Genomic DNA, 25,974 nt, shown 5'->3' on the forward strand with positions numbered 1-25,974 from the left:
ATCTCGGTGCGGCCGGCAGCGGCGTCGGCGGGCTTGAGCGTCCCGGCGGCGCGCTCGCGCTCCAGCTCGGCCAGCTGGTCGCGGTAGATCGCCAGTTCGCCCGAGAGCCGGTCGCGCGCGGGCAGGCGCATGCGCAGCAGCGGCCAGAGCAGGGCGGCGACGGTCGCGGTGGTGAGCAGCGCCAGCAGGAATTCGAGCATGGCCGTCAGCCCTTCAGGAGCGCGTCGAGGCGGCGGCGCTCCTCCTCGTCGAGCGGTTTTGGCGCGACGATCGGTTGGTTGCGGCGGCGGCGGGCGGCGAGCAGGAGTGCCGCACCGGCCACCAGCAGCAGCAGCGGCGCGCCCAGCCACAGGATCAGCGTGCCGGCCTTGAAGGGCGGCTTCAGCAGCACGTAGTCGCCGTAGCGCGCGACCATGAAGGCGAAGACATCGGCATTGCTGTCGCCGGCCGTCAGCCGCTCGCGCACGGCGCGCCGCATGTCGCGCGCCACCTCGGCCGAGGAATCGTCGATCGACTGGTTCTGGCAGACGACACAACGCAACGCCCGCCCGATTTCGCGGGCGCGGGCTTCGAGCGCCGGGTCGGGCAGGACTTCGGACGGCTCGACGGCGAGTGTCGGGAACGCGAAGAGCATCATGAGGAGGCAGAGGAACCACCTCAAGCTCCTCTCCCCCGCTAGACTCCTTCCGGCCCGCACGGAATCACATCGTTTTGCAACAATGACCTCACCCTGAGGAGCGGTCCGCAGGGCCGCGTCTCGAAGGGTGGGCACGAGCACCTTGTGGGTGGCCCATCCTTCGAGACGCGCCGCTTCGCGGCGCTCCTCAGGATGAGGATGGTGTGTGAACTTGAAGCGGAAACGCCCTAGGGGGAGAGGCTGGGTGAGGGGGCGACGCGCGATCACTTCACCGTCCCCTTGAGGAACGGCAGGATCGTCTCGTTCAGATCGCGCTCGGTGATGGGGCCGCGATAGTGGCGGCGGACGATGCCGGCGCCATCGATCAGGTAGGTTTCGGGCACGCCGGAGAGGCCCCAGTCGAGGCCGGTCTTGCCGTCGAGGTCGAGGCCCGCGAGCTTGTAGGGATCGCCCAGCCGCTTCAGCCAGGGCAGCGCGTCGTCGCGCTTGTTCTTCCAGGCGATGCCCACGATCGTTGCGCCCTCGCGTTCGCGGAGCCGCGTGAACAGCGGATGCTCGGCCAGGCACGGCGTGCACCAGCTCGCGAAGAAATTGACGATCACCGGCTTGCCGGTACGCAGGTCGGCATCTGTGAGCGGCGGCTCGCCCGGGCGCAGCGCCGGCAGGTCGAGCCTGGGCGCCGGCCGGCCCACCACCACCGAGCCGATCGAGGCGGGGTCGCGGCCGCTGGTCAGCGACCAGGCGAAGAAGCCCGCCATCAGAGCGAGCGTCAGCAGCGGCAGGATGAAGAGGAGGCGGCGCATCTATTCGGCCGGCTGCAGGGGTGGCGCTTGAGGGGAGGACGGACGGCGCGACGGCGCGCCGATGCGCAGCCGCCGGTCCGACAGCGACACGAAGCCGCCCAGCGCGCACAGCGCCGCGCCCAGCCAGATCCACGGCGCCAGCGGGTTGAGATAGAGGCGGATCACCCAGCCCTGCTGCGGGTTGCCCTCGCCCAGGGTGGCGTAGAAGTCGCGCAGCAGGTTGGTCTGGATCGCCGTCTCGGCCACTTGCCGACGCTGCACCGTGAACAGCCGGCGCTCGGGCTGCAGCACCGTGTAGGGCTTGCCGCCGACGCTGACGGCGAGCGTCGCGCGCTCGGCGATGTAGTTGGGGCCGCGCACCTCGTCCATGCGCTCGAGCTCCACCGAGTAGCCGGCGAAGGCGATGCGGTCGCCGGGCTTCATCGTGTGCATCAGCTCGGTGTTCCACGACGAGGTCGCGACCGAGCCCAGCACGACGACGCCGAGGGCCGCGTGGCTGATCACCATGCCCAGGGTCGAGCGCGGGAGGGTGCGCAAGGTGCCGCTGCGGAACCGGTCGCCCAAGGACGCGAGGCTGCCGACGATCAGCCAGACGCCGAAGCCGAAGGCCAGGGCTGCCAGGGTCGAGCGGCTGTCGATCATCGTCATGGCGACGAGGATGGCGGCCAGCGAGACGACGAGAGCCACGCGCAGGCGCATCAGGGCGGGCCACAGCTCGGCGCGCTTCCAGCCGAGGAACGGGCCGACGCAGAGCGCGGCGAACAGCGGCGCGCAGAGCGGCACGAAGGTGGCATTGAAGAACGGCGGGCCGACCGAGACCTTGTTGCCGGTCAGCAGGTCGAGGAACAGCGGATAGAGCGTGCCCAGCAGCACCGTCGCCGCCAGCGTGCAGAGCAGGAGATTGTTCAGGATCAGCGCGCCCTCGCGGCTGACCGGCTGGAACAGGCCGCCGCCCTGCAATTGCGGCGCGCGCCACGCATAGAGCGCGAGGCCGCCGCCGGTGACGAACAGCAGGAAGGCCAGGATGAACATGCCGCGCGCCGGATCCTGCGCGAAGGCGTGGACCGAGGTGAGTACGCCCGAGCGCACCAGGAAGGTGCCGAGCAGCGACAGCGAGAAGGCGAGCAGCGCCAGCAGCACCGTCCAGCTCTTCAGCGCGTCGCGCTTCTCGACCACGATAGCCGAGTGCAGCAGCGCGGTGCCGGCGAGCCACGGCATCAGCGAGGCGTTCTCGACGGGATCCCAGAACCAGAAGCCGCCCCAGCCCAGGATGTAATAGGCCCACCACGAACCCAGCGCGATGCCGAGCGTCAGGAAGCACCAGGCCGCAAGCGCCCACGGCCGCACCCAGCGCGCCCACGCGGCATCGACGCGGCCTTCGAGCAAAGCGGCGACGGCGAAGGCATAGGTCACCGAGAAGCCGACATAGCCGAGGTAGAGCAGCGGCGGATGGAAGGCGAGGCCGGGATCCTGCAGCAGCGGGTTGAGCCCGTTGCCGTCGGGCGGCGCCGGGAACACGCGTGCGAACGGGTTGGAGGTGAAGAGCAGGAAGGCCAGGAACCCGACGCCGATCAGCGCCTGGATCGCCAGCACGCGACTGCGCAGCGTGTCCGGCAGGTTGTTGCCGAAGATTGCGACCGCCGCGCCGAACAGCGCCAGGATCAGCGCCCACAAGAGCATCGAGCCCTCGTGGTTCCCCCACACGCCGCTGATCTTGTAGAGCAGCGGCTTGGCCGAGTGCGAATTGTCGACGACGTTGAGGACGGAGAAGTCCGACGTGACGTAAGCCTGCGTCAGCGCGCCGAACGCCAGCAGCACGAGGAAGGCCTGCGTCAGCGCCGCGGTGCGGCCGAGCGCCATGAGGCGGAGGTCGCCTCGGCTGGCGCCGATCAAGGGCAGCGTGCCTTGCACCAGCGCGACCGCGAGCGCGAGAATGAGTGCAAAATGTCCCAGCTCCGGTATCAAAGCCGGACCTCCACCACCTGTGTCATCCTGAGCGCAGCGAAGGATCCTTCGCTGCGCTCAGGATGACACGGAAGGCTCACTTCTTGTCTTTCCATTGACCCGACTCTTTGATCGCCTTCGCGACCTCCGGCGGCATGTAGTTCTCGTCGTGCTTCGCCAGGATCTCGCGCGCGGTGAACACGCCATCGGGGCCGATCGAGCCCTCGGCGATCACGCCCTGACCCTCGCGGAACAGGTCGGGCAAAATCCCGCGATAGGTGACCTTGAGCGTCTTGTGCGTGTCGGTGACGGTGAAGCGCACGACCTGCCCGTCCTTCTGGACGCTGCCCTCCTCGACCAGGCCGCCCAGCCGGAAGCGGCGGTCGGGGCCGATGCTCTTCTCGGCGACCTGGGTCGGCGAATAGAAGAAGACGAGATTGTCGTTCAGCGCCGTGAGCACGAGCGTCGCCGCGACGCCGAGCGTGGCCAGCGATCCCAGCAGCAACCAGAGGCGGCGGCGTTTCGGGGTCATCGGCGTCTGTCCTGTCCACGCGGGGCCAGCCCGCGCGCCGCGAGTTCGCGCCGCACTTTGCGGCGGGCGCCCAGCGAGGCGATCACCAGCCCGCCCAGGATCAAGGCGGCAACAAGATAGGAGCCGAGGATATAGGCCGCGTGATTGCTCATGCTGCCGCCTCGGCATTCTCGAGCCGGCGACGGTCGATCTCGGTCTCGGTCCGCAGCAGCACCAGCCAGACGAACAGGAACAGCAGCGACAACGCCATCCAGAGCAGCGGCACCAGGATCGAATTGTGGATCGCCGGCGCATCGAGCCGTGTGATCGAGGCCGGCTGGTGCAGCGTGTTCCACCAGTCGACCGAGAACTTGATGATCGGCAGGTTGATAACGCCGATCAGCGCCAGGATCGCGGCCGCGCGATCGCCGCGCTCGGGCGAATCGTAGGCGCGGCTCAAGGCGATGTGGCCGAGATAGAGGAAGAACAGCAGCAGCATCGAGGTGAGCCGCGCGTCCCACACCCAGTAGGCGCCCCACATCGGCCGGCCCCATAGCGAGCCGGTGAGCAGGCACACCGCCGCGAAGCTGGCGCCCACGGGGGCGGCAGCGCGCGCCATCAGCGCCGCCAGCGGATGGCGCCACACCAGCAGCGAGGCGCCGAGCGCGGCCAGCAGCGCGTAGCCGCCCATCGACAGCCAGGCCGACGGCACGTGCAGGAACATGATCCGCACCGTCTTGCCCTGCTGGTAATCCTCGGGCGCCACGAAGAAGGCCATGTAGACGCCGACCGCCAGCATCAGCACCGTGGCGAAGCCGAGGCCCGGCAGCACGCGCTGGCTGAAGCGGCGGAAACGCGCAGGATTGGCGAGAAAATGCAGGTCGGCCATCGGCCCCATCCTCCCTATTCGCCGGCTTGCCGCAAGGCTGCGGCAATCGCCCAAGGCGTCGTGGCCAAGGCGACCAATGCAAGAGCGGCGAGGATCGCGACATGTGTCACGATGCCATCGCCCGCCGCCAGCGTCTCGATCGCGCCCGCGCCGAAGATCAGGGTCGGCACGCAGAGCGGCAGCGCGAGCAGCGCCAGCAGCGCGCCGGATTTGCGCGCGCCCAGCGTCAGCGCCGCGGCGAGCCCGCCGATCAACGACAAAGTGGGTGTGCCGACCAGCAGGGTGGCGCCCAGCGCCAGCAGGCTCTGCCCATCGAGACCGAAGGCGATGCCCAGAAAGGGCGCCAGCAGGCTGAGCGGCAGGCCGGTCACGATCCAGTGAGCCAGGCACTTGGCGAGTGCCGCCAGCTCCAGCGGCCATGGCGCCAGCAGCAGCAGGTCGAGGGTGCCGTCCTCGTAGTCGGCGGCAAACAGCCGCTCCAGCGAGAGCAGTGCCGCGAACAAAGCGGCGCACCACAGGACGCCCGCGGCGATGCGCGCCAGCAGGTTGGTCTCGGGGCCGATGCCCAGCGGGAACAGCACCGTCGCCACGACGAAGAAGGCCAGCACGACGCCGACATCGCCGGGCCGCCGCAGCACCAGGCGCAGGTCGCGCATCAGCAGAGTCGTGAAGCCGCTCATGGCTCGTCCCGCACGCCACCGCCGCGCAGGTCGAGCCGCTGCGCGCCCTCGATGCCCAGCTCGGCATGGGTCGCGGCGATGGCCAGTCCGCCGGCCGCGAGATGGGTCTGCAGCGCCGTCCGGAACGCCGCCTGCGCCGGCGCATCGAGCGCATTCAGCGGCTCGTCGAGCAGCCAGAGCGGCGCCTGGGACAGCACGACGCGGGCGAGCGCCGTGCGGCGACGCTGGCCCGCCGAAAGAGTGCGCACCTCGCGTGCAGCCAGGCCGGTGAGATCGAAGGCGACCAGTGCGCCGTCCAGCCGGCCGCCGGCCTTGCCGCCGCGCAGCCGCTCGGCGACCAACAGGTTCTCGACCACGGTGAGGTCGCCCTTCAGCCCTTCGAGATGGCCGAGCCAGGCCAGCCGGCCGCGCCAGGTTTCGGGATCCTCGGCCGTGTCGACGCCCTGCCAGGCGACGGTGCCGGCCTCGGGCGGCGTCAGTCCGGCCAGCGCCCGCAGCAGCGTGGTCTTGCCGCTACCGTTGCGGCCCGTGAGCGCCAGCAGTTCGCCCGCGCCCAGCCCGAAGGACAGGCGGTCGAACACCGCGCGGCCGCCGCGGCGGCAGGACAGGCCGGTCACTTCGAGGAGCGGAGGCACCATGGGGCGCCCTCCTAGCATAACGGCCGCAGGCAAAGAAAAAGGCCGTCATCTCGGGGGAGAGTGAGATGACGGCCTGAGCGCCTCCGAGGAGGCTAGAACGTGGCTTTGGGGGGACCACGTTCGGGGGAGATACCCAACCTAAATGGAAGCCCCGCGTGGCCGTCGCTAGACCCAATTAGGGCAAAACGGGGGTAATTTGAGCCTACCGGCTCAAATTACCCCCGTTTGGCGAGCGTCAGGGCCTGGAGGCGCGCAGCGACGAAGGCCCGGGAGCTCGCACGGCGCAGAATAGATAAGGATTTCAGAGGCTTGAGGGTGCCTCAACACCCGTGTCCGTTCTGAGCCGTGCGGGCTCCCGGGCCTGATTACAGGCCCTGCCGCCCGCCCGACGCTTCGACCCTTACGCCCTAGGCGTAAGGGTCTGCAGCGTCGCGCATCCCGTCGCCCATGAACTGATACGCCAGGATCACGAGAATGACCGGCACCACCGGCAGCATCAGCCACCAGTTCACCGCCACGACGTTGATGTCCGTCGCCTCGTTCAGCAGCACGCCCCACGAGGTGATGGGAGGACGCAGGCCGAGGCCGAGGAACGACAGCGCCGTCTCGGCCAGGATCATCGACGGGATCGACAGGGTGGCCGAGGCGATCAGGTGGCTCATGAAGCCGGGCAGCAGGTGCCGGCCGATGATGCGGGCGGGCTTGGCGCCCATCATCTGGGCCGCCGCCGCGTAATCCTCCTCGCGCAGCGACAGGAGCTTGGAGCGGACGGCGCGTCCCAGACCCGGCCAGTCGAGCAGGGCCAGGATGATGGTGATGCCGAAATAGACCAGCAGGGGCGACCAGGTGACCGGCAGCGCCGCCGACAAAGCGAGCCACAGCGGCAGATGCGGGAAGCTCTTGATGATCTCGGTCAGCCGCTGGACGATACTGTCGATCCAGCCGCCGTAATAGCCCGCCAGTCCGCCCAGGATCAGGGCCAGCGTGAAGGACAGCGCGATGCCGATGACGCCGATGGTGAGCGATATTCGCGCCGCGTAGACGATGCGACTGAACATGTCCCTTCCCAATCGGTCGGTCCCCAGCAGGAAGATGGTCCCGTCCTCCGGGGGACAGACGAAATGGAAGCGCCCTTCGATCAGGCCCCAGAACTCGTAGCTGTCGCCCAAGCAGAAGAAGCGCAGCGGCTGCGGCTTGGTCGTGTCGGCCGAGTAGATGCGCTGCAGCGTGGCCGGATCGCGCTCCATCTTGAGGCCGTAAACGAACGGCCCGAGGAAGGTGCCCTCGTGGAAGAGATGGACCGACTGCGGCGCGGCGAAAATATAGCGCGAATGCCGCGTGTGCAGGTCGTAGGGCGCAATGAATTCGCTGATGAGCGTCGAGAAATACATCAACAGCAGGAAGACCATGGAGACGACGGCCGGCTTGTGGCGGCGGAAGCGCCACCACATCAGCTTCCACTGGCCCGCCATGTAGTAGCGTTCCTGCTCGGCGGTCAGCTTGTCGGCGACATAGGGGTCCCACGGCTCCTGCGAGACGAAGTGGGGCGCGCGGCGGGGGGATTCGGGGGGCGTGCCGGAGGGTGTCGTGTCGGTCATGGCACCCTCACTTTTCCGCACTGGCGCCGAAGCGGATGCGCGGATCGAGCGCGGCGAGCGCCAGGTCCGAGATCAGCATGCCGATGACGGTGAGCACCGCCACGAACAGCAGGAAGGTCGCGGCGAGATTGACGTCCTGGGTCTTGAGCGCGCTCAGCAGCATCGGGCCCGTGGTCGGCAGCGACAGCACCACCGAGACGATGACCGAGCCCGAGATGACGTCGGGCAGCAGGCCACCGATGTCGGCGACGAACGGGTTGATGGCGTGGCGAAGCGGATACTTCACCAGCAGCCTCATGGGCGGCAGGCCCTTGGCCCGGCCGGTGACGACATACTGCTTCTGCAGCTCGTCGAGCAGGTTGGCGCGCAGCCGGCGGATCATGCCGGCGGTGCCCGACATGCCGATCACGACGACCGGGATGATCAGGTGCTCCATCACCGACACGACCTTGCCCCAGCTCAGCGGCTTGTCGATGTACTCGGGGTCCATCAGGCCGCCGATCGACAGGCCGAAATAGACCTTGCCGACATAGAGCAGCACCAGCGCCAGCAGGAAGTTCGGGATCGACAGGCCGATGAAGCCGATGAACGAGGCGACGTAGTCCCCCCACCTGTACTGATGGGTGGCGGCATAGACGCCGATGACGAACGACACGATCCAGATGAAGGCGATCGTGCAGGTCTCCATCACGATGGTGAGCAGCATCCTCTCGCTGATCAGGTCCGCGACCGGCACCGTGTCCTGGCACGAGAGACCGAAGTCCCAGCGGAAGATGCCGGCCACCCAATCCAGGTAGCGATGCCAGAGCGGAAGATTGAGGCCATAGAGCTCGCGCAGTTCTTCGGCGCGCTGGTGGGCATCGGGATCGCCGCGGGCCAGCAGCTCCTCGATCTGCGAGGTGACGCAGTCGCCCGGCGGCAGGTCGATGATGAAATAGACGAGCGCGCTGATCACGAACAGCGTCGGGATCATCAGCAGAACACGGCGGGCAATGAAGTGCAGCATGTCAGTCCACCTCTCGCCCGACCAGGTGCCCGTCGGTTCGCGCCACGCGCACGAAATGCCCCGGCTCGGCCTCGGTCCAGAAGAGCGGCGTCTTACCGTCGTCGCGGAACGGCTCGGGCCAGACCGAGGGATCGGACGCCTTGCCCTCCATCAGCGCGCCGAGATCGAGGCGGGCGTCGGGATCGGGCATCGGCACCGCCGAGAGAAGGGCCTTGGTATAGGGATGCATGGGGTTGCGGAACAGTTCGCCCGCCGGCGCGAGCTCGACCAGCCGGCCGGCGCACATCACGGCGATGCGGTCGGCGATGTAGTCGACCACCGCGAGATTGTGGCTGATGAACAGATAGGTGAGGCCGAGCTGCTTCTGCAGGTCCTTCAGCAGGTTCAGGATCTGCGCCTGGATCGACACGTCGAGCGCCGAGACCGGCTCGTCGCAGATCACCATGTCGGGCCGCAGCGCGAGCGCGCGCGCGATGCCGATGCGCTGGCGCTGGCCGCCGGAGAAGGAGTGCGGGTAGCGGCTCAGATGGCGGCGGTCGAGGCCGACCATCTCCATCAGCTCGGCCACCATCTCGCGGCGATAGGCATCGTCGCCGATCTTATGGATGACCAGCGGCTCGACCAGGATGTCGAACACAGTCATGCGCGGGTTGAGCGAGCCGAACGGATCCTGGAAGATGAACTGCAGCTTGGTACGGAAGCGGTTGAGCTCCGTGCCCTCGAGGCTCATCACGTCGATCTTGCGGCCCCAATCGTCGAAGATCACGCGACCGCCCTGGCCCTCGTCGGCGGAGATGCCGCGCATCAGCATCTTGCTGAGCGTGGTCTTACCACAGCCCGATTCGCCCACGAGACCGAGGCACTCGCCGCGCAGCACGTCGAAGCTCACGTCGTTGACGGCGCGGACGGTACGGGTCGTGCCGCCGCCCATCAGCTGTTCCATCAGCGTATCGGCCTTGCGGATGCGGAACGTCTTGGTGACGTGACGCACCTTGAGGACCGGCGCCTCGGGATTGAAGGTCGCCGTGGGCTCGGAGACCGGCTTTTCCTTCAGCAGATGGCCGGTCGTGCCCTTGATCTCGCGAATCGGCTGCAGCCGCTCGCCGGGCTCCATGTCGAAGCGCGGTACCGCCTGCAGCAGGGCCTTGAGATAGGGGTGCTGCGGATCGCGGAAGATGTCGTGCAGGTTGCCCGATTCGACGACCTTGCCGCGATACATCACGACCACGTCGTCGGCGACGTTGGCGACCACCCCGAGATCGTGGGTGATCATCAGCAATGCCATGCCCAGTTCGGACTGCAGGTCCTTCATGAGGCGCAGGATCTGGGCCTGGATGGTGACGTCGAGCGCGGTGGTCGGCTCGTCGGCGATCAGCAGCGCCGGGCGGCAGACCAGCGCCATGGCGATCATCGCGCGCTGGCGCAGGCCGCCGGACAATTCGAAGGGATAGGTCCGGAGCGCGCGTTTCGGGTCGGGGAAGCCCACCATGCGCAGCATGTCGATGGTCAGCGAATCGATCTCGGCGCGGCTGAGCTTGCGCCCGCTCTCGCCGCCCAGAGGACTGCCGGGCTGCGCGCCGTGCAGTTCGACGGCCTCGCCGATCTGGTCGCCCACCGTGTGGAGCGCCGACAGCGACGTCATCGGCTCCTGGAAGATGATCGAGATCTGGCCGCCGCGGATGCGCCGCATTTCCGGACCGGTGCGGTCGATGCGGGCGATGTCGACGACGCCCTGGTGCACGCGCGGGTCCTGGAACAGGATCGAGCCCGTGGTGATCTTCGCCGTGCGCGGCAGCAGCCCCATGATCGCCTGGCTGCAGACCGACTTGCCCGAGCCCGACTCGCCCACCAGCGCCACGGTGCCGCCGGGTGGGATCGAGAAGGAAACCTTGTCGACGGCCCGCAGCACGCCCTCGTGGACGCCGAACTCGACCGTCAGGTCCTCGACTCGCAGCAGATCCTTCATACCGTCTCTTCCTGACCCGCCACCACGATCCCCATCGACCTCAAGTTGGCGCGCGTCGCATCGCCGAGCGCCACGCCCGTCGCTTCGGCAGCTTCCGCCGCGCGCGCGACGATATCGTGAAAGCCCTCCAGCGAGGAATCGACCTTCACCAGCCTGCCGCCTGTCGAACCGACGCCGAGCTGCATCCAGCCGTCCGACCGGTCACGCTTGGTCGAGAAGTAGCTGAGCTTCATCCTGTCCAGGCGGCTCCACTCCACCACCGACCCGGCCGGCCCCTCGGCCCGCAGGGAGTCCGGGCTCAGCACATAGCGCGTATGGTGGCGCAGGGCCGTGCGTAGCAGAAAGAGGGCGAAGAGTCCGAAACCTGCGAGAAGGAGGGCGGCCAGCCAGCGGTTGACGTCGAGCAGCAGCAGCGGCGCCCCACAGAGCACCACGCCGGCCGTGGCGCGTAGATAATCCGCCACGAGCGTCTGCTGCGGATAGCGCAGACCGACGGTATTCACCTGCGCCCTCCCTCGGTCGGCATCATGGGCCGAACAGCGCGCGCGCCGGACGCACACGGATGTTCTCCAGCAATTTCATTCTTTCCCACAATGACCTTAGGAAATCCCACGCCCCGGCGTCCATCGCAAGATGATGGCTGAGGACGCCCACCGGCTCTCCATCGCCAGAGCGCGCCCGTTCGAGAGCCGCCACGAGTACCGCGAGCGCGGCGTCCTCGCCGGCGAAGACGCGGCCGCCCTTCCAGTCGATCAGATCGACATGCGTATTGACCTGCAGCAGACCGCGCACCGGATGGACGCGCGCCCGCGGTCCGAAGGTCGAGAGGCCGCGATAGCCGATCTCGGGGAGCGTGGGCACCAGCAAGGGCGCGATACGGTTCCAGGGCGGCACCATGACCGCGAGCGCACGCGATCCGAACAGACGCTCGAGCGCCATCCAACCCGTCGCCAGCTCGCCGAGGGTCATCATGGCCGGACGCTGCGTCCCCAGTTCGATGTTCTTCTCCGGCGCAAGCGCGTGATTGGCATGGGCATAGCCGTGCTGCAGCACGTCGACGAGCGGTTCATCGGCAAGACGATCGGCCAGCGCCGCTGTTGCCCGAGCCGGCACCACCGCGACCGCGAGCGGCGTCGCCGTGTCACGCGCGAGGTCGACGAGCCGGTCGAGGGAGGGTGCCACGTCGCTCGCATCGTCGTCTCGCCACCAGAGTTCGGCGACGCGGCCGGCATCACCCCAGCGCGCATCCTCGTCGGCAAGCGCCTGCCAGCGGGTCATGGCGACACCATCTGGCGGAGCGCCGCGACCGTGGCCGATGTCCCGCGCGCATCGACCGGCGGGAAGCTGCGGATCGACGGTCCTGCCCAGGCTCGCGCGATGGCGGCGGCAAGGCTCTCCGGCGTCAGTTCACCGGGCGGCACGGCGGCCACCATGCCGCGCTCGACCAGAACGCGCGCGCGGTCGGCCTGCTCGGTTTCGCGTGCCGTCCCGAACGGCACCAGCACGGCGCGATCACCAAGGCAGAGCGTCTCGACCACGGTGTTGTATCCCGCCTGCGAGATCGACAGGGCCGCGTTGCGCAGCAGGGACGGGAAGTCGGCGCGCACCGGCTCGACGATGACGTCCCCGTCCGCCGACGCCGCAAGCGCCGCGCGCTCCGCGTCCGGCATGTTCGGTCCGACCAGCAGCCGCCATCTGCGATCGGCCAGGGACGTCAGGGGGCGGGCGGCGAGGGCGGCCCGCAGCAGCGGCGCACCGACCGCTCCGCCGCCGGCCGACACGATCACCTCGCCCTTCCCGACGGCGATGTCGGCAACGGCGGCGTCCGAATCGGAAACGTATCCCGTGTAGAGCGCGCGCGCCTGGATGTCGGGCCAGGCCGGGAAACTGTCGTCGAGCCGCACCAGCGCCGGGTCGGCATGCACCAGGACGGCATCGAAAGCTTCGAAGGTCTGCACCATCTCGTCCACGCGCGCCGGCGAGGCGGTGCGGCGCAGTACGTCGCGGATCGACGAGACGATCCACGGCGCGGACGGCCGGTCCTGCGCCGCCTCCAGCAGTGGCAGCAGCTCGAAGCGAAGCTGCGTGCGGCCGAAGGGGAACTGCTCGGTGAGCAGGATGTCGGGCTGCTCGGCCTCGAACAGATCGAGCAGTTGCCGCGTGCGCCGGGCTCGGAACGCCTCGTCGATCGGCGCGCCGTCGAGCCGTGCCAGTTCCTTGAGCCCCGCATCGGCGGCGCGCACCGGCGGCAGCTGGTGAAGCCGCGCGCCTCCGAGCGCCAGCCCCTCGACCGGGGCGCCGCCGGAGACCAGCAGCACATCGAAACCGCCCGCTGCCAGCGCCCGCGTCAGGGTCGCGGCACGGCGCAGATGGCCGATACCCAGCAGATGCTGCACATAGAAGAAGACGCGCGCGCTCATGACGTCAGCGGCACGTTCAGGCGTTCGATTGCCACGCGTCCCCCGCCCTGTGCGACGAAGAAGTGAGCGCATTTCCAGTCGAGCTTGTGCGGCGGCCGCCCCAGCATGTTCCAGCCGGTCGCCAGCGCCAGCAACGCGCGGATCGCGGCCTTGTGAGACACTGCGACCACGGGTTCGGTCAACGTCGAACTCCAGACCGACAATCGGACCATCGTCATGCGCGGCGATTCCCCGCCCGGCGGATGGAAGTCGAGGCCGGCCGCTTCCGCCGCCGCAAAGGTCTCGCCGCCGGCCGCGCGCAGCTCCGTCACCGTGAACCCCTCCCAGACGCCGAAGCTCATTTCGCGCAGCCGCGAATCGATGGTGACGGGTAGCGACGGGCGAACGAGCTCGGCGGTGCGGCGAGCCCGCTGCAGCGGACTGCTGACCCGTTTCCAGGCGTCGGCCGGCGCCGGCAGGCGCCAGCTCCGGGCCGCCCGCTCGCCTTCGGCACTGAGACCGGTGTCGGTGAGGCCCTGCAGCCGACCGCTGGCGTTCCAGACCGTCGGGGCATGACGCAGCAGCGCGAAGGGCACCGCCCTCATCTCGTGACGCCCGGCAGGGTCGCCAGCGCCGTTCCGAGTGCGTGCGCGGCGGCGCGCTCGTCGTGATGCGCGGCCACCCGCCGGGCGGCGGCGGCTCCGAGACGCGCACGTTCCGCCGGCTCATCGAGCAGCCGCGCGACGGCTGCCGCAAAGGACGCCGCATCGCCGATCGGCGTCAGCAGACCCGTGACGCCGTCGGCCACGACCGCGGGGACGCCACCGGTGCGGCCGGCGACGACGGGCAAGCCGGCCGCCTGGGCTTCGAGAAACGCCATGCCATAGGCTTCGTTGATCGCGGGCCAAAGGTAAAGGTCTGCCGACGCGTAGAGCGCCGGCAGCTCGCCGTGCGGCACGGCACCAGCGAACCGCACGCGCGAGCCGAACGGCGCCATCAATCCCTCGATCTCGGCCCGCGCGGGACCGTCGCCCACCAGCAGGGCGCGCCATTTTCTATCCATCAGCAGCCCGAAGGCGCGGGCGAGCACCCGATAGGAATCGAGCTTGTCGCGGGTGCGCATCATGCCGACGCTGAGCAGCAGGGGCGGCTGGCCGGGGTCGCGGCGTGGCGGCACCTGGAAGGGCGCAACGTCGATGAAAGGCGGGAGCCAGACCTGGCGGGCGCCCCGCCGCAGACGCGCCTTCACGCCCGCGACGTCCCGCGGATTGACGGTCAGCACGAGGTCGGCCGTGGCCAGCGCCCGTTCGACGGCGCGATGGCCGGCTCGGGTCGGACCCTGGGCGCGCCTCGGCGCGTGGGAGGCCTCGGCGACCACATAGGGTATGCCCAGCGCCCGCGTCACCACCGGCCCCAGCCAATCGGGCTTGCGGTAGTAGCAGTGATAGGTGAACCAGAGATCGAACCGCTCCGGATGATGCGCCGGGAGGGCCCGCCAACGGGCGATCAGGCGCCCGGCCTGAAGGCGCGCACGCCGCTCCAGCGCGAGATGAGCGTCGAACGGCGGCACGCCGGGTGCAACACGGCTCGACGGGGGCATCATCACCCTATGGCCGAGCCGTTCGAGAAGACGGACCAGCCCGCGCGCCATCTCCCGGTCGCCGGACGCCACGGGACTGTCGGGCGCCTTAAGCGGCGTGTGCAGCAGCACGCGCACGGCTACTCCGCGGCGCGCGCGGTGACGCTGCCCTCGCCCGGCCGGCCCTGCAGGGCCGAGGCGATCCATTCGACGCCGGCTTCGTAGGAGAAGCGGGTGCGCACGACCTCGCCGGCGCGCTGCGCCAGCCTCTGCCGCAGCGCCGGATCGGCGATCATGCGGGCGAGCGCGAGGCCCAGCTCCCGCGGCGCGGCGGGCGGTACCAGCAGGCCGGTCTCGCCGTCCTCCACGAATTCGCCGATGGCCGCCGCCTGGGTCGACACCAGCGGCAGGCCCTGATGGGCGGCCTCCATCAACACGTTGGGCAGGCCGTCCTGGTCCCCGTCGGCGGCCCTCTTGCTCGCCAGGACGAAGAGATCGGCGCGGGCGAGCGCCTCGAACACGGCCTTCTGCGGCTGAGCGCCCCGCCACAGGCAGCGATCGGCAAGGCCGAGCGAGGTCGCCTGCGCCTTCAACGCCTCGGAAAGATCGCCGGCACCGACATGCTCGAAGCGCCAGTGCAGGCCGGCCGGTAACAATGCCAGGGCGTTCAGGAGATCGTCGTAGCCCTTCTTCTCGACCTTGCGGCCGACCGAGAGAATCACGACAGGATCGGCCGGATTCGAGCCGTCGCGCGCCGGCCGTGCCGGCGGGGGCGGCGGCAGATGGGCGAAATCGAGCCCGTGATAAACCAGCCGCAGCTTCTCAGGGGTTGGCGCCAGCTCTTCCAGCCGCTGCAGACCGACCTTGGTGCAGGTCACCAGCCAGGCGCAGTCCTCGAGCTTCTCGCGCACATCCCAGGGCTCGCTGGTCCAGATATCCTTGGCGTGGGCCGAGATGCTCCACGGCAGGCCGCGCATCGTGGCCGCATAGCGCGTCACCGACGCCGGCGTGTGCAGGAAATGGGCGTAAAGGCGCTCGATCGTGTCGGGCAGTTCGGCGGCCAGCACCAGCGCCTGGCCCCAACGCCGCACACGATTGGCGGTGCGGTCGCGCCGGAAGTCGGCGAGGAACTTGGCACGCGCCGCGGCATAGCCGGGCAGGTGGCGGGCCCTGTGCCAGGCTGCGAACACGCGGCGCCGATCGTCCTCGAGATATTCGGGAAGATAGACGACGCGCGCCGCGACCCGATCATGCACGGGATGGCGGGCCTTGTCGGTGGGACGGCGCATCGACCACAGCTCGAGCGCCACGCCGCGCGCCTCGAGGCCGGCGATCTCCTGGGCGATGAAGGTCTCGGAGAGGCGCGGCCAGCCCTTCAGGATGACCGCGACTTTGGGCCCGTTCTCTGCTTTCGACATCGGCTCCGGAAATCAGGTGCGGTGGCGTCCCGGCAAGGGGACCGGGTCCGCCGAGGCGAGTTCGCCACCCGAATGCGTGCCGGACGCATCCGCCGCCTCAAGCGAGGCGGGGCCACGGTGGGGATGGGAGAGCTGCTTGGAAACGAGCCGCCAGACGCTGCCCAGCCCGTCGAGCAGACCCGGCACCACGACGTCGCTCGGCAGGCCCTGCTGCGGCAGGTGGCGCAACGCCGTGGCCATCGTCTGCGGATCGCACCCGCGATTGGGGTCCAGCATCTCGATCAGGCCGATGTTGCGCGCCGCGCGGGCGCGGATGAACTGCTCGAGGCGCGGATGGGTACGCGGCACGATGATCGCGCGCTTGTCGAACGACAGGATCTCGCAGAACGTGTTGTAGCCGCCCATCGCGACGACGCCGGCGGCGCGCTGCATCAGGGCGCCGAGATTGTTGGTGAAGGTGAGCGTCTGGATGTTCGGGAACTTCGCGGCGCGTTCCTTGAAGGCCTCGCGCGCCGTGGCCGGCATGAACGGCCCGAACACGATGACTGCACCGTAAGGAATGTTGGGGTCGGCTTCGTAGGCCGCGAGCACCCACTCTACCAGCTCGACACCGTCGCCACCGCCACCCGGCGTCACCAGGATGAACGGCCCGTTCATCTCCTCCATTTCATGCGGCACGTCGCTATGGAGCGGCAACTCGCGTCGCAGGTAGCCGGTGTAGACCATCTTGTGACGCACCGACGGCGGCACGTCGATGCCGGTCAGCGGCTTGTTGACCTGGGGCAGGCCATAGACCCAGATCTCGTCGTAGAGGTCGCGCAGAGCGGGCACGACGTTCTTGCGTTCCCACTCCTTGGCGAGTTGGGCCGGATCGTCCATCACGTCGCGCAGGCCGAGGACCAGCGGCGTGCCACGATCCTTGAGCAGCCGCAGGGCGGGCCCGACCTCGCCGCGCAGGCCGAGCGGCTCCTTGTCGACGATGAACAGGTCGGGGCGGAAGATGTCGGCGGTGTCGCGGATGATGCGGGTGCGCATCTCGAGCGTATGCTCGACGTTCATGCGCAGGTTGGCCGAATCGTATTCGCCGGTCTCGATCTTCACGACGCCGGGGATGCGCACGAAGTCGACGCCGGAGCGGAATTCATAGGAGCCGACGACCGGCGAGCCGGACAGGATCAGGACCGACACGGACTGGTCGGCCTCGACGATGGCATTGGCGATCGTCCGGCAGCGGCTCACATGGCCGAGACCGAACGAGTCGTGGCTGTAGAGCAGTACGCGTTTGGACCGGGTGCTGGCGGGCATTGGCCTCTCCCTCGCCGAAGCCTCTGCCCCGACCGGTGAACGACCGGGCGACTATGCCACAAGCCGCGCGTGCCGCGAACCCCGGTGCGGCAACCCGGCAAATATCTAATGTAATCAAGGCACTGATCGCCTATAGGGGGAAGCTCGATCGCGGCGGCGCAGGATTCATGGAACGCAGTCTCTTCTCCTACATCTGGCGGCACAGCCGGCCCGAACAGGTCATGATCCTGCTGCTGGTGGTCCTGGCCCAGGTTTTCTACTTCATGTCGCTGACGGTGCCGAAGTCGGTCATCAACAACGGCATCCAGGGCAACGCCTTCAAGGACAGCAAGACCATCCCCTTCCTGGTGTGGGAACTGGACCTCTCCGCCATCTTCCCGGGCAGGGTCATCCGCTTCTTCGACGGTTTCCAGGTCGACCAGCTCCAGTATCTCGTGGTGATGAGCTTCGTCTTCCTGGGGGCGGTCGTCGTGAACGGCCTGTTCAAGAAGACGATCAATACCCAGAAGGGCCGCATGGGCGAGCGCATGCTGCGCCGCCTGCGCTACGAACTCTACGACCGCATCCTGCGCTTCCCGCCGGCCCACTTCCGCAAGGTCAAGCAGGCCGAACTCGCCACCATGGTGAAGGACGAGGTCGAGCCGCTCGGCGGCTTCATCGGCGATGCCTTCGTGCAGCCGATGTTCCTGGGGGGCCAGGCGCTGACGGCCATCATCTTCATCATGATGCAGAACTGGCTGCTCGGGATCATCGTGATCGTGCTGCTGGCCGTGCAGATGTCGATCATCCCGCGCCTGCGCAAACCGGTACTGGTGCTGGGCCGCCAGCGGCAGATTTCGGCCCGCCAGCTCGCCGGCCGCATCGCCGAGACCGCCGACGGCGTGCACGAGATCCACATCCATGGCGCCGCCAACTACGAGCGCGCCGATATTTCGGAACGACTGGGCCTGATCTTCAAGATCCGCTTCGACCTCTACCAGAAGAAGTTCGTCGCCAAGTTCTGGAACAACATCCTGTCGCAGGCGACGCCGTTCGCCATCTACCTGGTGGGCGGCTACTTCGCGATCACCGGACAGATGGATGTCGGCGCCGTGGTCGGCGTGCTGCTCGCCTACAAGGACCTGCCGTCGCCGATCAAGGAGCTGATCGATTGGGACCAGCAGCGCCAGGACGTGCAGATCAAGTACGAGCAGGTGATCGACCAGTTCCAGCCCGAGGGCATGATGCCGCCGGAGCTCCAGGCGATTCCCGACGGGCCGCCGCCGCCGCTCGGCAAGGAGCTGGCGCTGGCCGGCGTCGTCGTGACCGAGGACGGCCGCGTCAAGCAGCTCGACAATCTCTCGCTCACCTTGCAGACCAACCGTCGCGTGGCGGTGATCGGCGGCTCGGGGTCGGGCAAGGACGTGCTGGGCCAGGTGCTGGCGCGCCAGACCCTGCCGGCCAGCGGCTCGGTCCGCATCGACGGCAAGGATTTCTTCCAGCTGCCCGAATACATCATCGGCGCACGGCTGGCCTATGTCGGGCAGGACACTTACCTCTTCCCCCTGACGGTCCGCGACAACCTGCTGTTCGGTCTGAAGCTGCGCCCCGTGGCGCCGGCGGTCTACGACGAGGCCACCAGGGCGATACGCGAGGTATTCTGGAAAGAGTCCGAGCGCGCCGGCAATCCGGCTTTCGATCCCAATGCCGACTGGGTCGACTATGAGCTGGCCGGCGCCACCGGCCCGGCCGACCTGCTGCCCTGCATGGTGCGGGTGCTGAAGCAGGTCGAACTCGACGAGGACATCTATTCGCTGGGCCTGCGCGGTACCGTCGACGCGGCGCTGCGGCCCGACCTGGCCGAGAAGATCCTGAAGGCGCGGCATACGCTGCACGAGCACCTGCAGGACGGCACCTATGCCGGACTGGTCGAACCGTTCAACGACGACCATTACAACAAGAACCTGTCGGTCGCCGAAAACCTGCTGTTCGGGACGGCTCTGGGCAAGCAATTCGACGGCGATAATCTCGCAGCCGATCCCTATGTCATGTCGGTGCTGCAAAAGACCGGGCTCGATGTCGATCTGCAGCGCATGGGTCTCAGCATCGCCGAGACCATGGTCGAGTTGTTCTCCGGACTGTCGCCCGACAATCCTCTGTTCGAACAGTACAGCTTCATCTCGGCCGACGAGCTGCCGAACGTCCGCCTGCTGCTGCAACGCCTCGGCGGCAAGGGCATCGAGGCGGTACCCGAGGCCGACCGCATCCGCCTGATGACGCTGCCGTTCCGTTACATCGAGGCCCGTCACCGTCTCGGTCTGATTGACGCGGCCATGGAAGAGCGGATCCTGGGTGCCCGCCGCGCCTTTGCCGAGGGCCTGCCGGCCAACCTGCGCGACGCCGTCGAGTTCTACGATTTCGAGCGCTACAACAGCGCCGCCACCCTGCAGGACAACATCCTGTTCGGCCGCCTGGTCTACGGCCAGGCCCAGGCCGGCGAGCGCATCGGCACTCTGATCGCCCAGGTGTTCGACGAACTCGGCCTGCGCGATTCGGTGATCGAGGTCGGCCTGGATTACAATGTCGGCGTCGGCGGCAAGAGGTTGCCGGCGAGCCAGCGCCAGAAGCTCGGAATTGCCCGCGCCCTGATCAAGCGACCGCAGCTCCTGGTCGTCAACGAGGCGGTTGCCATGTTCGATGGCCGCACCCAGGACCGCATTCGCGACAACATTCTGTCCGATGGTTCAGAACGGGGCAGCGGGGTCTTCTGGATCGCCAACCGTCCCAACCAGGCGGAGCCGTTCGAGCAGATCGTCGTTATGCAGGGTGGCCGCGTGGTCGCCCAGGGATCGCCGTCGGATTTGGCGGCAAAGGGCGGGCTCTATACCGAGCTGATGGCGTCGGCGTAGGGCGCATCGAGGAGGACGCGATGAACCTCAACGAAGAGGTGGAGCTGCTGAAGGGTGTGCCGATCTTCTCGAAGGTCGAGCAGGCGAGGCTCAAGCTGCTGGCCTTCACCAGCGAGCGGGTCAATTTCGGCATCGGCCAGGAAGTCTGTCACCAGGGCGATCCCGGCGACACGATGTACGTGATTCTGGGCGGCACGGCCGACGTGCTGATCGACACGCCGAACGGCCAGATCTCAGTGGCCGAGATGAAGCGCAACAGCTTCTTCGGCGAGATCGCCATCCTGTGCGACGTGCCGCGCACCGCGACCATCAAGGCCAAGGAGCCGCTCGCCACCCTCAAGATCACCAAGGACATGTTCTATCGCCTGGTCGCGGAGTTCCCGGAGATGGCGATCGAGATCATGCGCGAGCTGGCGCACCGCCTCGAGGACACCAACCAGAAGCTGCGCGCCGCCACCAGGGCCGGCTGATCGCCCTCAGAGTCATCGCCCTCAGAGTCATCCCATCGTCATGAGTCGTCTCGACAGTTTCATCGCGCGCATGCAGGCGCAGCGCGACTGCCTGAATTTCCTGAAGCCCGCCATCGACGCCGTGCCGGGTCCGATCCTCGAAGTGGGCCTGGGCAACGGCCGCACCTACGACCATCTGCGCGAACTCTTTCCCGGCCGCGACATCTTCGTGTTCGAACGCAAGGTGGCAGCCCATCCCGACTGCGTCCCACCCGACGACCGCCTGTTCCTCGGCGATGCCGACCGGACGATCGACGAAGCCGCGCGAAAACTCGGCGCGACGGCCGCGCTGATCCATACCGATCTCGGCACCGGCGACCACGACGCGAACGTCGCGATGGGCAAATGGCTCGGGCCCGCACTCGACCGACTCGCGGTGTCGGGCGGCTACGTTCTGGCCAACCAGGCGCTCGACGTCGCGCGCTGGCAGCGCCAGCCCGATCCTCCGGGCGTGCCGAAGGACCGGTATTTTCTCTATCGCGTGCGTTAGCGGCCGAAGAGCTGGACGAGAGCCAGCAGGACGATCGCGCCGATCACCGAGCCGATGAAGCCGGCCGGCCGGCCGGCACGGTAGAGGCCGAGGGCCTGGCCGCCATAGGTGGCGATCACCGAACCCACGACACCGACCAGGACGGTGATCCAGAAGCCCTGGATCTGCGCGCCCGGACCGATCCAGCGGGCCAGGAGACCCACGACGAAGCCGATCAGGATGGTGACGATGATTTGCAGCATGGCGGACTCCCCCTAAACCTCGAACGTGGCCGACACCGGCACATGGTCCGATGCCTTCTCCCAGTCGCGTAGATCGACGTCGATGTGATGACTGTGGATCGCTCCCGCAAGGGCGGGGCTGGCCAGGACGTGGTCGAGCCGGCGGCCACGATTGGAGGCGCGCCAGTCGTTGTTGCGGTAGCTCCACCACGAATAGAGTTTCTGGTCATCCGGCACGAACCGGCGCGGCACGTCGATCCAGTCGAGCGAGGCCTGCAGCTTGCCGAACAGTTCCACTTCGACCGGCGTGTGCGACACGATCTTGAGGAGCTGCTTGTGACTCCACACGTCGTGCTCCAGCGGGGCCACGTTGAGATCGCCCACCGTTATGCGACGCAGCCCCTTGCGGGCGCGCGGGCCCGGTTTGCGCTCGGCATACCAGGCGGCCATCTCGCGATAGAAATCGAGCTTGTGCGCGAACTTCACGTTGAGCGCCGGATCGGGAACGTCGCCGCCCGCGGGGATGTAGAGATTGTCGAGCAGGATCGGATCGCCCCCGACATCGAGCGCGACCTCGATGTGGCGGCAATCCTCCTTGCCGCAGCGATGATGGATGGTGCCGCCGGCGAACGGCACCTTGGAAAGTATCGCCACGCCGTTATAGGCCTTCATCCCCTGCACGAAGCGATGGGTGTAGCCCATGCGTTCGAAGGCCTCGTGCGGGAAGAATTCGTCCGGGCACTTGGTCTCCTGAAGGCACAGCACATCGGGCTGGCGCAACTTCAGGTACCGTTCGACGTTTCCGATCCGCAGCCGGACCGAGTTTATGTTCCAGGTCGCAATGGTGAGACTCATCGCCGGGCACTATAGACGATCCGGAGACGATCTCGTCGGGACATCTCGGCCAAGGAGACCGAGCCATGCAGATGGATGGCGACCAGAGCAGCAACATCGAGGATCGCCGCGGCGAAGGCGGCGGGTTCGGCGGTGGGGGATTCGGCGGCGGCGGCTTTCCCATTCCCATGGGCGGAGGCGGCGGCGGCCTGTTCAAGGGCGGGTTCGGCCTGGTGGCCTTCGTCGTCATCGCCCTGATCATGGGCGCCGATCCCGGCGCCATCCTGAGCGACATCGCTGGCGGCGGAGGCGGCACCTCGAGCTACGCGCCGGCCCCTCCTTCTTCCTCGGCCAGCCGCACGCCCGGCACGCCGGCACCGGCCGGCGATGCCGAGACCCAGTTCGTGTCGCGTGTGCTGAAGAGCACCGAGGTTGTGTGGCACGACATCTTCCAAGGGATGGGCCGCCAGTATCGCGACCCCAAGCTGGTCCTGTTCCGCGGCGCCACCCGCACCGACTGTGGCGTCGGCCAGGCGGCGATGGGGCCGTTCTATTGTCCGGCCGACCAGCGGGTCTATCTCGACCTCGGCTTCTTCGACGAGCTGGCCCGCCGCTTCCACGCGCCCGGCCAGTTCCCGCAGGCCTATGTGATCGCCCACGAGATCGGGCACCATGTGCAGAACCAGCTCGGCATCTCGGCCAAGGTGCAGCAGATGCAGCAGAGCATGAGCAAGCGCGACGCCAATGCGCTGTCGGTGCGCGTCGAACTCCAGGCCGACTGCTTCGCCGGCGTGTGGGCCAACCGTGCCGACCGGCAGCGCGGCGGCAAGATGATCGACGACAAGGACGTCGATCAGGCGCTGGCCGCTGCGACCGCCATCGGCGACGACGCGCTGCAGAAGCAGAGCCAGGGCCGCGTCGTGCCCGACAGCTTCACCCACGGCACCAGTGCGCAGCGCTCGCGCTGGTTCCGGAGAGGCCTCGACACGGGAGATCCGCGTCAGTGCGATACGTTTCGCGCGCAACAGCTTTAGCGAAGCTAAAGCTGTTGCGCCCCCAGCATCACACCAGAACGCACGTTACCGTGCCGCAGCCGTCGACGAAGCCCGACAGCGTGTCGCCCTTCACCACCGCGGCGACGCCGTCCGGCGTGCCGGTGTAGATGAGGTCGCCGGCAGCCAGCGCGACGAGGCCCGACAGATAGGAGATCGTCTCGGGCACGCTCCAGATCAGCGCGTTGAGGTCGGACTTCTGGCGGGTCTTGCCGTTCACGTCGAGCTGGATGGTGCCCTTGGCGGGATGGCCGATCTTCGCGGCCGGGAAGATCTCGCCGATCGGCGCGGACTGGTCGAAGCCCTTGCCCATGTCCCACGGGCGGCCCATGTCCTTGGCCTGGTTCTGGAGATCGCGCCGCGTCATGTCGAGGCCGACGCCGTAGCCGTAGACGTGATCCAGCGCCTTCTCGACCGAAATGTCGCTGCCGCCCGACTTCATCGCCACGACCAGCTCCATCTCGTGGTGCAGGTTCTTGGTGGCGGGCGGATAGGCGACTTTGGTCGGGTTCTTCGGATCGGCGCAGATCACGATCGCGTCGGCCGGCTTGGTGAAGAAGAACGGCGGCTCGCGGTCGGGATCGTGTCCCATCTCGCGGGCATGGGCGGCATAGTTGCGGCCGACGCAGAAGATACGGCGGACGGGGAACAGATCGCCGGTTCCATTGACCGGCACGCCGACGGTGGCCGGCGGCGTTACGACATAAGCCATCGCTTTCTCCCTCAAGAGCGTGCCTTTATGAAGGGCACCGGAGTACTGGGCAATGACCGATGAAAACGTGCTGATCGTACAGGCCGATACGGCCGAGGGGTCGCTGGGGTGGGCCACCCTGGGCGAGCGGCGCTGGCGTTGCACTGTGGGTGCAGGCGGCATCCGCGAGGACAAGGTGGAGGGCGACGCCGCTACGCCGGTCGGCGAGTTCCCCTTGCGCCGCATCTATTACCGCAACGACCTGGTGGTCCTGCCCAAGCCCAATTCTCCGGGGAGAGCCCTGCCGGCGCGGCCGATCAACGAGCATGACGGCTGGTGCGACGACCCGCGCTCTCCGACCTACAATCGGCTGGTCCATATCCCCAACGAGTGGAGCGCCGAGAAGATGTGGCGCGAGGACGGGCTCTACGATCTCGTCGTCGTGGTCGGCTACAACGACGATCCGCCGGAAGGCGAATGGGGCAGCGCCATCTTCCTGCACATCGCCCGAGACGATTATGCCGGCACCCAGGGCTGCGTCGCCTTTGCTCGGAACGATCTTCTGGAGTTGCTCCCGCTGCTCACCCGGGACACCCGCCTGCGCGTGCTCTCGCACGCCGCCGACGAGGATGCCGCTCCGCGCCCGGAGGAAGACGAGCGCCTGAAGCAGTTCGAGGATTTCGACGAGAAGGACTGGTAGGAGCAGCTCCTACTCATCGACTACGGCGCGTCTCGACGCACCCTAACCCACCATTCGCCCGATCGCGCGGGCGGTGTAGTCGACCAGGGGAATGATGCGCGCATAGTTGAGACGCGTGGGACCGATCACGCCGATGGCGCCGAGGATGCGTTCCTGCGAATCGCGGAACGGCGACACCACCATCGAACAGCCGGTGTTGGCGAACAGCGGATTGTCGGCGCCGATGAAGATCTGCACGCCCGACGCGGTGTTCGCGAGTTCGAGCAGGCGCACGAAGCTCTCGCCGCGCTCCAAAGCGTCGAACAGGATGCGGACGCGCTCGAGATCCTCGATCGCCGTGATGTCTTCGAGCAGGCGGGCCTGGCCGCGCACGATCAGCGACCCGCCGCCCGGCTCGCCCGACCAGGTCGCGAGACCCGATTCGATCACGCGCGCGGTGAGGTCGTTCAACTCGGCGCGCTTCAGCTTGATGTCTTCCAGGATCAGCCGGCGCGCCTCGTCGAAGGTGCGCCCGCTCAGCCGCGCATTGAGATAGTTGCTGGCCTCGGTCAGCGCCGATGGCGGCATGCCGATGGGCGTGTCGATGACGCGGTTCTCGACATGGCCCGACTGCGTCACCGTGACGACCAGCGCGCGGCCGGGGCCAAGGTTGACGAACTCGATGTGCTTCAGCGGCTGCTCGGTCTTGGGCGCCATGACCAGGCCGGCGCAACGCGACAGGCCCGACAGCATCGCCGTCGCCTGCTCCAGCGCCTCGGTGACGGTGCGACCCGACGTGGCGCAGCGCGCCTCGATCGACTCGCGCTCCTCCTCGGAGACGTTGCCGACCTCCAGCAGGCCGTTCACGAACAATTTCAGCCCGGCGTCGGTCGGCAGGCGGCCGGCGGAGGTGTGGGGCGCGTAGAGGAGACCGGCATCCTGCAGGTCGGCCATGATGTTGCGAATGGTGGCCGGCGACAGCGTCTCGGTCAGCTTGCGGGTGAGTGCCCGGGAGCCCACCGGCTCGCCGGTTTCGACATAACCTTCCACGACATGGCGCAGCACCTCGCGTGCGCGCTCGTTCAGTTCCGCCACAGAGGCGGCTCGTTGCCCGGTCGGGGGGTCGGCTTGGGCGCCCCCGGGCACGCCGATTCGGTGGATCGCCATGGTAAAAGATGTAGGTAGTACGGACAGCACGGTCAATGAACACTGTCCTGATGCCGGATGGCGGCTGGAT

General features: G+C 68.0%; 28 protein-coding genes. 5 read left to right on the forward strand and 23 right to left on the reverse strand.

The window, feature by feature from the left end; translation table 11 throughout:
• The 19 genes from ccmI to ACT6UX_RS20630 form a co-directional block, all read right to left on the reverse strand.
• Positions 1 to 200: c-type cytochrome biogenesis protein CcmI (ccmI, locus tag ACT6UX_RS20540; RefSeq protein WP_444777011.1), on the reverse strand; the 200-nt coding region annotated here is incomplete at its 3' end.
• 5 nt (positions 201 to 205) lie between these two features.
• Positions 206 to 637 carry a cytochrome c-type biogenesis protein gene (locus tag ACT6UX_RS20545; protein ID WP_444777117.1) on the reverse strand — a complete coding sequence of 144 codons (432 nt, stop codon included), beginning with the start codon at positions 635 to 637 and terminating at the stop codon, positions 206 to 208.
• Between the two features lie 263 nt (positions 638 to 900).
• Positions 901 to 1,440 carry a DsbE family thiol:disulfide interchange protein gene (locus tag ACT6UX_RS20550; RefSeq protein ID WP_444777012.1) on the reverse strand — a complete coding sequence of 180 codons (540 nt, stop codon included), beginning with the start codon at positions 1,438 to 1,440 and terminating at the stop codon, positions 901 to 903.
• Positions 1,441 to 3,405, reverse strand: coding sequence for a heme lyase CcmF/NrfE family subunit (locus ACT6UX_RS20555; protein ID WP_444777013.1), 1,965 nt, complete (start codon positions 3,403 to 3,405; stop codon positions 1,441 to 1,443).
• A gap of 76 nt (positions 3,406 to 3,481) precedes the next feature.
• Positions 3,482 to 3,916 carry a cytochrome c maturation protein CcmE gene (gene ccmE, locus ACT6UX_RS20560; protein ID WP_444777014.1) on the reverse strand — a complete coding sequence of 145 codons (435 nt, stop codon included), beginning with the start codon at positions 3,914 to 3,916 and terminating at the stop codon, positions 3,482 to 3,484.
• Positions 3,913 to 4,068 carry a heme exporter protein CcmD gene (gene ccmD, locus ACT6UX_RS20565; protein ID WP_444777015.1) on the reverse strand — a complete coding sequence of 52 codons (156 nt, stop codon included), beginning with the start codon at positions 4,066 to 4,068 and terminating at the stop codon, positions 3,913 to 3,915. Before ccmD ends, ccmE begins: the two co-directional genes overlap by 4 nt.
• Positions 4,065 to 4,784 (reverse strand): heme ABC transporter permease CcmC, encoded by a 720-nt coding sequence (gene ccmC / locus ACT6UX_RS20570; RefSeq protein ID WP_444777016.1) that lies wholly within the window; start codon positions 4,782 to 4,784, stop codon positions 4,065 to 4,067. The genes ccmD and ccmC overlap by 4 nt, the downstream gene beginning before the upstream one ends.
• Before the next feature lie 14 nt (positions 4,785 to 4,798).
• On the reverse strand, positions 4,799 to 5,464 hold the full coding sequence (gene ccmB / locus ACT6UX_RS20575) for a heme exporter protein CcmB (protein WP_444777017.1): 666 nt from the start codon (positions 5,462 to 5,464) through the stop codon (positions 4,799 to 4,801).
• The gene (gene ccmA, locus ACT6UX_RS20580) at positions 5,461 to 6,102 is read right to left on the reverse strand and encodes a heme ABC exporter ATP-binding protein CcmA (RefSeq protein ID WP_444777018.1); all 642 of its coding nucleotides are present in this window, start codon (positions 6,100 to 6,102) and stop codon (positions 5,461 to 5,463) included. The genes ccmB and ccmA overlap by 4 nt, the downstream gene beginning before the upstream one ends.
• 407 nt (positions 6,103 to 6,509) lie before the next feature.
• On the reverse strand, positions 6,510 to 7,700 hold the full coding sequence (locus tag ACT6UX_RS20585; protein WP_444777019.1) for an ABC transporter permease: 1,191 nt from the start codon (positions 7,698 to 7,700) through the stop codon (positions 6,510 to 6,512).
• A 7-nt stretch (positions 7,701 to 7,707) separates the two neighbouring features.
• A complete protein-coding gene (locus ACT6UX_RS20590) occupies positions 7,708 to 8,706 on the reverse strand; it encodes an ABC transporter permease (protein ID WP_444777020.1) in 999 nt (332 codons plus the stop codon).
• A 1-nt stretch (position 8,707) separates the two neighbouring features.
• Complete coding sequence (locus tag ACT6UX_RS20595) at positions 8,708 to 10,672, reverse strand: dipeptide ABC transporter ATP-binding protein (protein ID WP_444777021.1); 1,965 nt, start codon at positions 10,670 to 10,672, stop codon at positions 8,708 to 8,710.
• Positions 10,669 to 11,175 carry a hypothetical protein gene (locus tag ACT6UX_RS20600; RefSeq protein WP_444777022.1) on the reverse strand — a complete coding sequence of 169 codons (507 nt, stop codon included), beginning with the start codon at positions 11,173 to 11,175 and terminating at the stop codon, positions 10,669 to 10,671. The genes ACT6UX_RS20595 and ACT6UX_RS20600 overlap by 4 nt, the downstream gene beginning before the upstream one ends.
• A 22-nt stretch (positions 11,176 to 11,197) precedes the next feature.
• Positions 11,198 to 11,950, reverse strand: coding sequence for a polysaccharide deacetylase family protein (locus ACT6UX_RS20605; RefSeq protein ID WP_444777023.1), 753 nt, complete (start codon positions 11,948 to 11,950; stop codon positions 11,198 to 11,200).
• On the reverse strand, positions 11,947 to 13,092 hold the full coding sequence (locus ACT6UX_RS20610; protein ID WP_444777024.1) for a glycosyltransferase family protein: 1,146 nt from the start codon (positions 13,090 to 13,092) through the stop codon (positions 11,947 to 11,949). Before ACT6UX_RS20610 ends, ACT6UX_RS20605 begins: the two co-directional genes overlap by 4 nt.
• Positions 13,089 to 13,676, reverse strand: coding sequence for a histidine phosphatase family protein (locus ACT6UX_RS20615; RefSeq protein ID WP_444777025.1), 588 nt, complete (start codon positions 13,674 to 13,676; stop codon positions 13,089 to 13,091). Before ACT6UX_RS20615 ends, ACT6UX_RS20610 begins: the two co-directional genes overlap by 4 nt.
• On the reverse strand, positions 13,673 to 14,788 hold the full coding sequence (locus ACT6UX_RS20620; protein ID WP_444777026.1) for a glycosyltransferase family 4 protein: 1,116 nt from the start codon (positions 14,786 to 14,788) through the stop codon (positions 13,673 to 13,675). Before ACT6UX_RS20620 ends, ACT6UX_RS20615 begins: the two co-directional genes overlap by 4 nt.
• Before the next feature lie 2 nt (positions 14,789 to 14,790).
• The gene (locus tag ACT6UX_RS20625; protein ID WP_444777027.1) at positions 14,791 to 16,068 is read right to left on the reverse strand and encodes a glycosyltransferase; all 1,278 of its coding nucleotides are present in this window, start codon (positions 16,066 to 16,068) and stop codon (positions 14,791 to 14,793) included.
• Positions 16,069 to 16,080: 12 nt separating this feature from the next.
• A complete protein-coding gene (locus tag ACT6UX_RS20630) occupies positions 16,081 to 17,373 on the reverse strand; it encodes a glycosyltransferase family protein (RefSeq protein ID WP_444777028.1) in 1,293 nt (430 codons plus the stop codon).
• Positions 17,374 to 17,540: 167 nt separating this feature from the next.
• Here ACT6UX_RS20630 and ACT6UX_RS20635 point away from each other — a divergent pair, with 167 nt between their 5' ends.
• The 3 genes from ACT6UX_RS20635 to ACT6UX_RS20645 are packed head-to-tail and all read left to right on the forward strand — an operon-like array spanning position 17,541 to position 21,260.
• A complete protein-coding gene (locus ACT6UX_RS20635; RefSeq protein ID WP_444777029.1) occupies positions 17,541 to 20,261 on the forward strand; it encodes an ATP-binding cassette domain-containing protein in 2,721 nt (906 codons plus the stop codon).
• Between the two features lie 20 nt (positions 20,262 to 20,281).
• The gene (locus ACT6UX_RS20640; RefSeq protein WP_444777030.1) at positions 20,282 to 20,731 is read left to right on the forward strand and encodes a cyclic nucleotide-binding domain-containing protein; all 450 of its coding nucleotides are present in this window, start codon (positions 20,282 to 20,284) and stop codon (positions 20,729 to 20,731) included.
• Positions 20,732 to 20,771: 40 nt separating this feature from the next.
• Complete coding sequence (locus ACT6UX_RS20645) at positions 20,772 to 21,260, forward strand: class I SAM-dependent methyltransferase (RefSeq protein WP_444777031.1); 489 nt, start codon at positions 20,772 to 20,774, stop codon at positions 21,258 to 21,260.
• Here ACT6UX_RS20645 and ACT6UX_RS20650 read toward each other — a convergent pair.
• Both ACT6UX_RS20650 and ACT6UX_RS20655 read right to left on the reverse strand, forming a co-directional pair.
• Positions 21,257 to 21,502, reverse strand: a complete 246-nt coding sequence (locus ACT6UX_RS20650) for a GlsB/YeaQ/YmgE family stress response membrane protein (protein ID WP_444777032.1) — start codon at positions 21,500 to 21,502, stop codon at positions 21,257 to 21,259. The two genes, ACT6UX_RS20645 and ACT6UX_RS20650, sit on opposite strands and share 4 nt — an antisense overlap.
• Before the next feature lie 12 nt (positions 21,503 to 21,514).
• Positions 21,515 to 22,336, reverse strand: coding sequence for an exodeoxyribonuclease III (locus ACT6UX_RS20655; RefSeq protein WP_444777033.1), 822 nt, complete (start codon positions 22,334 to 22,336; stop codon positions 21,515 to 21,517).
• Positions 22,337 to 22,401: 65 nt separating this feature from the next.
• On the opposite strand from ACT6UX_RS20655, the gene ypfJ reads away from it, so the two are divergent.
• Positions 22,402 to 23,349, forward strand: coding sequence for a KPN_02809 family neutral zinc metallopeptidase (gene ypfJ, locus ACT6UX_RS20660; protein WP_444777034.1), 948 nt, complete (start codon positions 22,402 to 22,404; stop codon positions 23,347 to 23,349).
• Positions 23,350 to 23,377: 28 nt separating this feature from the next.
• On the opposite strand, the gene ACT6UX_RS20665 is transcribed toward ypfJ, so the two are convergent.
• A complete protein-coding gene (locus ACT6UX_RS20665) occupies positions 23,378 to 24,079 on the reverse strand; it encodes a fumarylacetoacetate hydrolase family protein (RefSeq protein ID WP_444777035.1) in 702 nt (233 codons plus the stop codon).
• A 52-nt stretch (positions 24,080 to 24,131) separates the two neighbouring features.
• Here ACT6UX_RS20665 and ACT6UX_RS20670 point away from each other — a divergent pair, with 52 nt between their 5' ends.
• Positions 24,132 to 24,758 carry a L,D-transpeptidase family protein gene (locus tag ACT6UX_RS20670; protein WP_444777036.1) on the forward strand — a complete coding sequence of 209 codons (627 nt, stop codon included), beginning with the start codon at positions 24,132 to 24,134 and terminating at the stop codon, positions 24,756 to 24,758.
• 42 nt (positions 24,759 to 24,800) lie between these two features.
• Here ACT6UX_RS20670 and hrcA read toward each other — a convergent pair whose 3' ends face one another.
• Complete coding sequence (gene hrcA / locus ACT6UX_RS20675; protein WP_444777037.1) at positions 24,801 to 25,904, reverse strand: heat-inducible transcriptional repressor HrcA; 1,104 nt, start codon at positions 25,902 to 25,904, stop codon at positions 24,801 to 24,803.
• Positions 25,905 to 25,974: the final 70 nt, after the last annotated feature.

The organism is Reyranella sp., assembly GCF_052439685.1.
GTDB lineage: Bacteria > Pseudomonadota > Alphaproteobacteria > Reyranellales > Reyranellaceae > Reyranella.

Bases quoted from the DNA above. Each gene is read 5' to 3' on its own strand.
- ACT6UX_RS20545 (WP_444777117.1), bottom strand. From the start codon at position 637: ATGATGCTCTTCGCGTTCCCGACACTCGCCGTCGAGCCGTCCGAAGTC.
- ACT6UX_RS20550 (WP_444777012.1), bottom strand. From the start codon at position 1,440: ATGCGCCGCCTCCTCTTCATCCTGCCGCTGCTGACGCTCGCTCTGATG.
- ccmE (WP_444777014.1), bottom strand. From the start codon at position 3,916: ATGACCCCGAAACGCCGCCGCCTCTGGTTGCTGCTGGGATCGCTGGCC.
- ccmD (WP_444777015.1), bottom strand. From the start codon at position 4,068: ATGAGCAATCACGCGGCCTATATCCTCGGCTCCTATCTTGTTGCCGCC.
- ccmC (WP_444777016.1), bottom strand. From the start codon at position 4,784: ATGGCCGACCTGCATTTTCTCGCCAATCCTGCGCGTTTCCGCCGCTTC.
- ccmB (WP_444777017.1), bottom strand. From the start codon at position 5,464: ATGAGCGGCTTCACGACTCTGCTGATGCGCGACCTGCGCCTGGTGCTG.
- ccmA (WP_444777018.1), bottom strand. From the start codon at position 6,102: ATGGTGCCTCCGCTCCTCGAAGTGACCGGCCTGTCCTGCCGCCGCGGC.
- ACT6UX_RS20585 (WP_444777019.1), bottom strand. From the start codon at position 7,700: ATGACCGACACGACACCCTCCGGCACGCCCCCCGAATCCCCCCGCCGC.
- ACT6UX_RS20590 (WP_444777020.1), bottom strand. From the start codon at position 8,706: ATGCTGCACTTCATTGCCCGCCGTGTTCTGCTGATGATCCCGACGCTG.
- ACT6UX_RS20595 (WP_444777021.1), bottom strand. From the start codon at position 10,672: ATGAAGGATCTGCTGCGAGTCGAGGACCTGACGGTCGAGTTCGGCGTC.
- ACT6UX_RS20605 (WP_444777023.1), bottom strand. From the start codon at position 11,950: ATGACCCGCTGGCAGGCGCTTGCCGACGAGGATGCGCGCTGGGGTGAT.
- ACT6UX_RS20610 (WP_444777024.1), bottom strand. From the start codon at position 13,092: ATGAGCGCGCGCGTCTTCTTCTATGTGCAGCATCTGCTGGGTATCGGC.
- ACT6UX_RS20615 (WP_444777025.1), bottom strand. From the start codon at position 13,676: ATGAGGGCGGTGCCCTTCGCGCTGCTGCGTCATGCCCCGACGGTCTGG.
- ACT6UX_RS20625 (WP_444777027.1), bottom strand. From the start codon at position 16,068: ATGTCGAAAGCAGAGAACGGGCCCAAAGTCGCGGTCATCCTGAAGGGC.
- ACT6UX_RS20630 (WP_444777028.1), bottom strand. From the start codon at position 17,373: ATGCCCGCCAGCACCCGGTCCAAACGCGTACTGCTCTACAGCCACGAC.
- ACT6UX_RS20635 (WP_444777029.1), top strand. From the start codon at position 17,541: ATGGAACGCAGTCTCTTCTCCTACATCTGGCGGCACAGCCGGCCCGAA.
- ACT6UX_RS20640 (WP_444777030.1), top strand. From the start codon at position 20,282: ATGAACCTCAACGAAGAGGTGGAGCTGCTGAAGGGTGTGCCGATCTTC.
- ACT6UX_RS20645 (WP_444777031.1), top strand. From the start codon at position 20,772: ATGAGTCGTCTCGACAGTTTCATCGCGCGCATGCAGGCGCAGCGCGAC.
- ACT6UX_RS20650 (WP_444777032.1), bottom strand. From the start codon at position 21,502: ATGCTGCAAATCATCGTCACCATCCTGATCGGCTTCGTCGTGGGTCTC.
- ACT6UX_RS20655 (WP_444777033.1), bottom strand. From the start codon at position 22,336: ATGAGTCTCACCATTGCGACCTGGAACATAAACTCGGTCCGGCTGCGG.
- ypfJ (WP_444777034.1), top strand. From the start codon at position 22,402: ATGCAGATGGATGGCGACCAGAGCAGCAACATCGAGGATCGCCGCGGC.
- ACT6UX_RS20665 (WP_444777035.1), bottom strand. From the start codon at position 24,079: ATGGCTTATGTCGTAACGCCGCCGGCCACCGTCGGCGTGCCGGTCAAT.
- ACT6UX_RS20670 (WP_444777036.1), top strand. From the start codon at position 24,132: ATGACCGATGAAAACGTGCTGATCGTACAGGCCGATACGGCCGAGGGG.
- hrcA (WP_444777037.1), bottom strand. From the start codon at position 25,904: ATGGCGATCCACCGAATCGGCGTGCCCGGGGGCGCCCAAGCCGACCCC.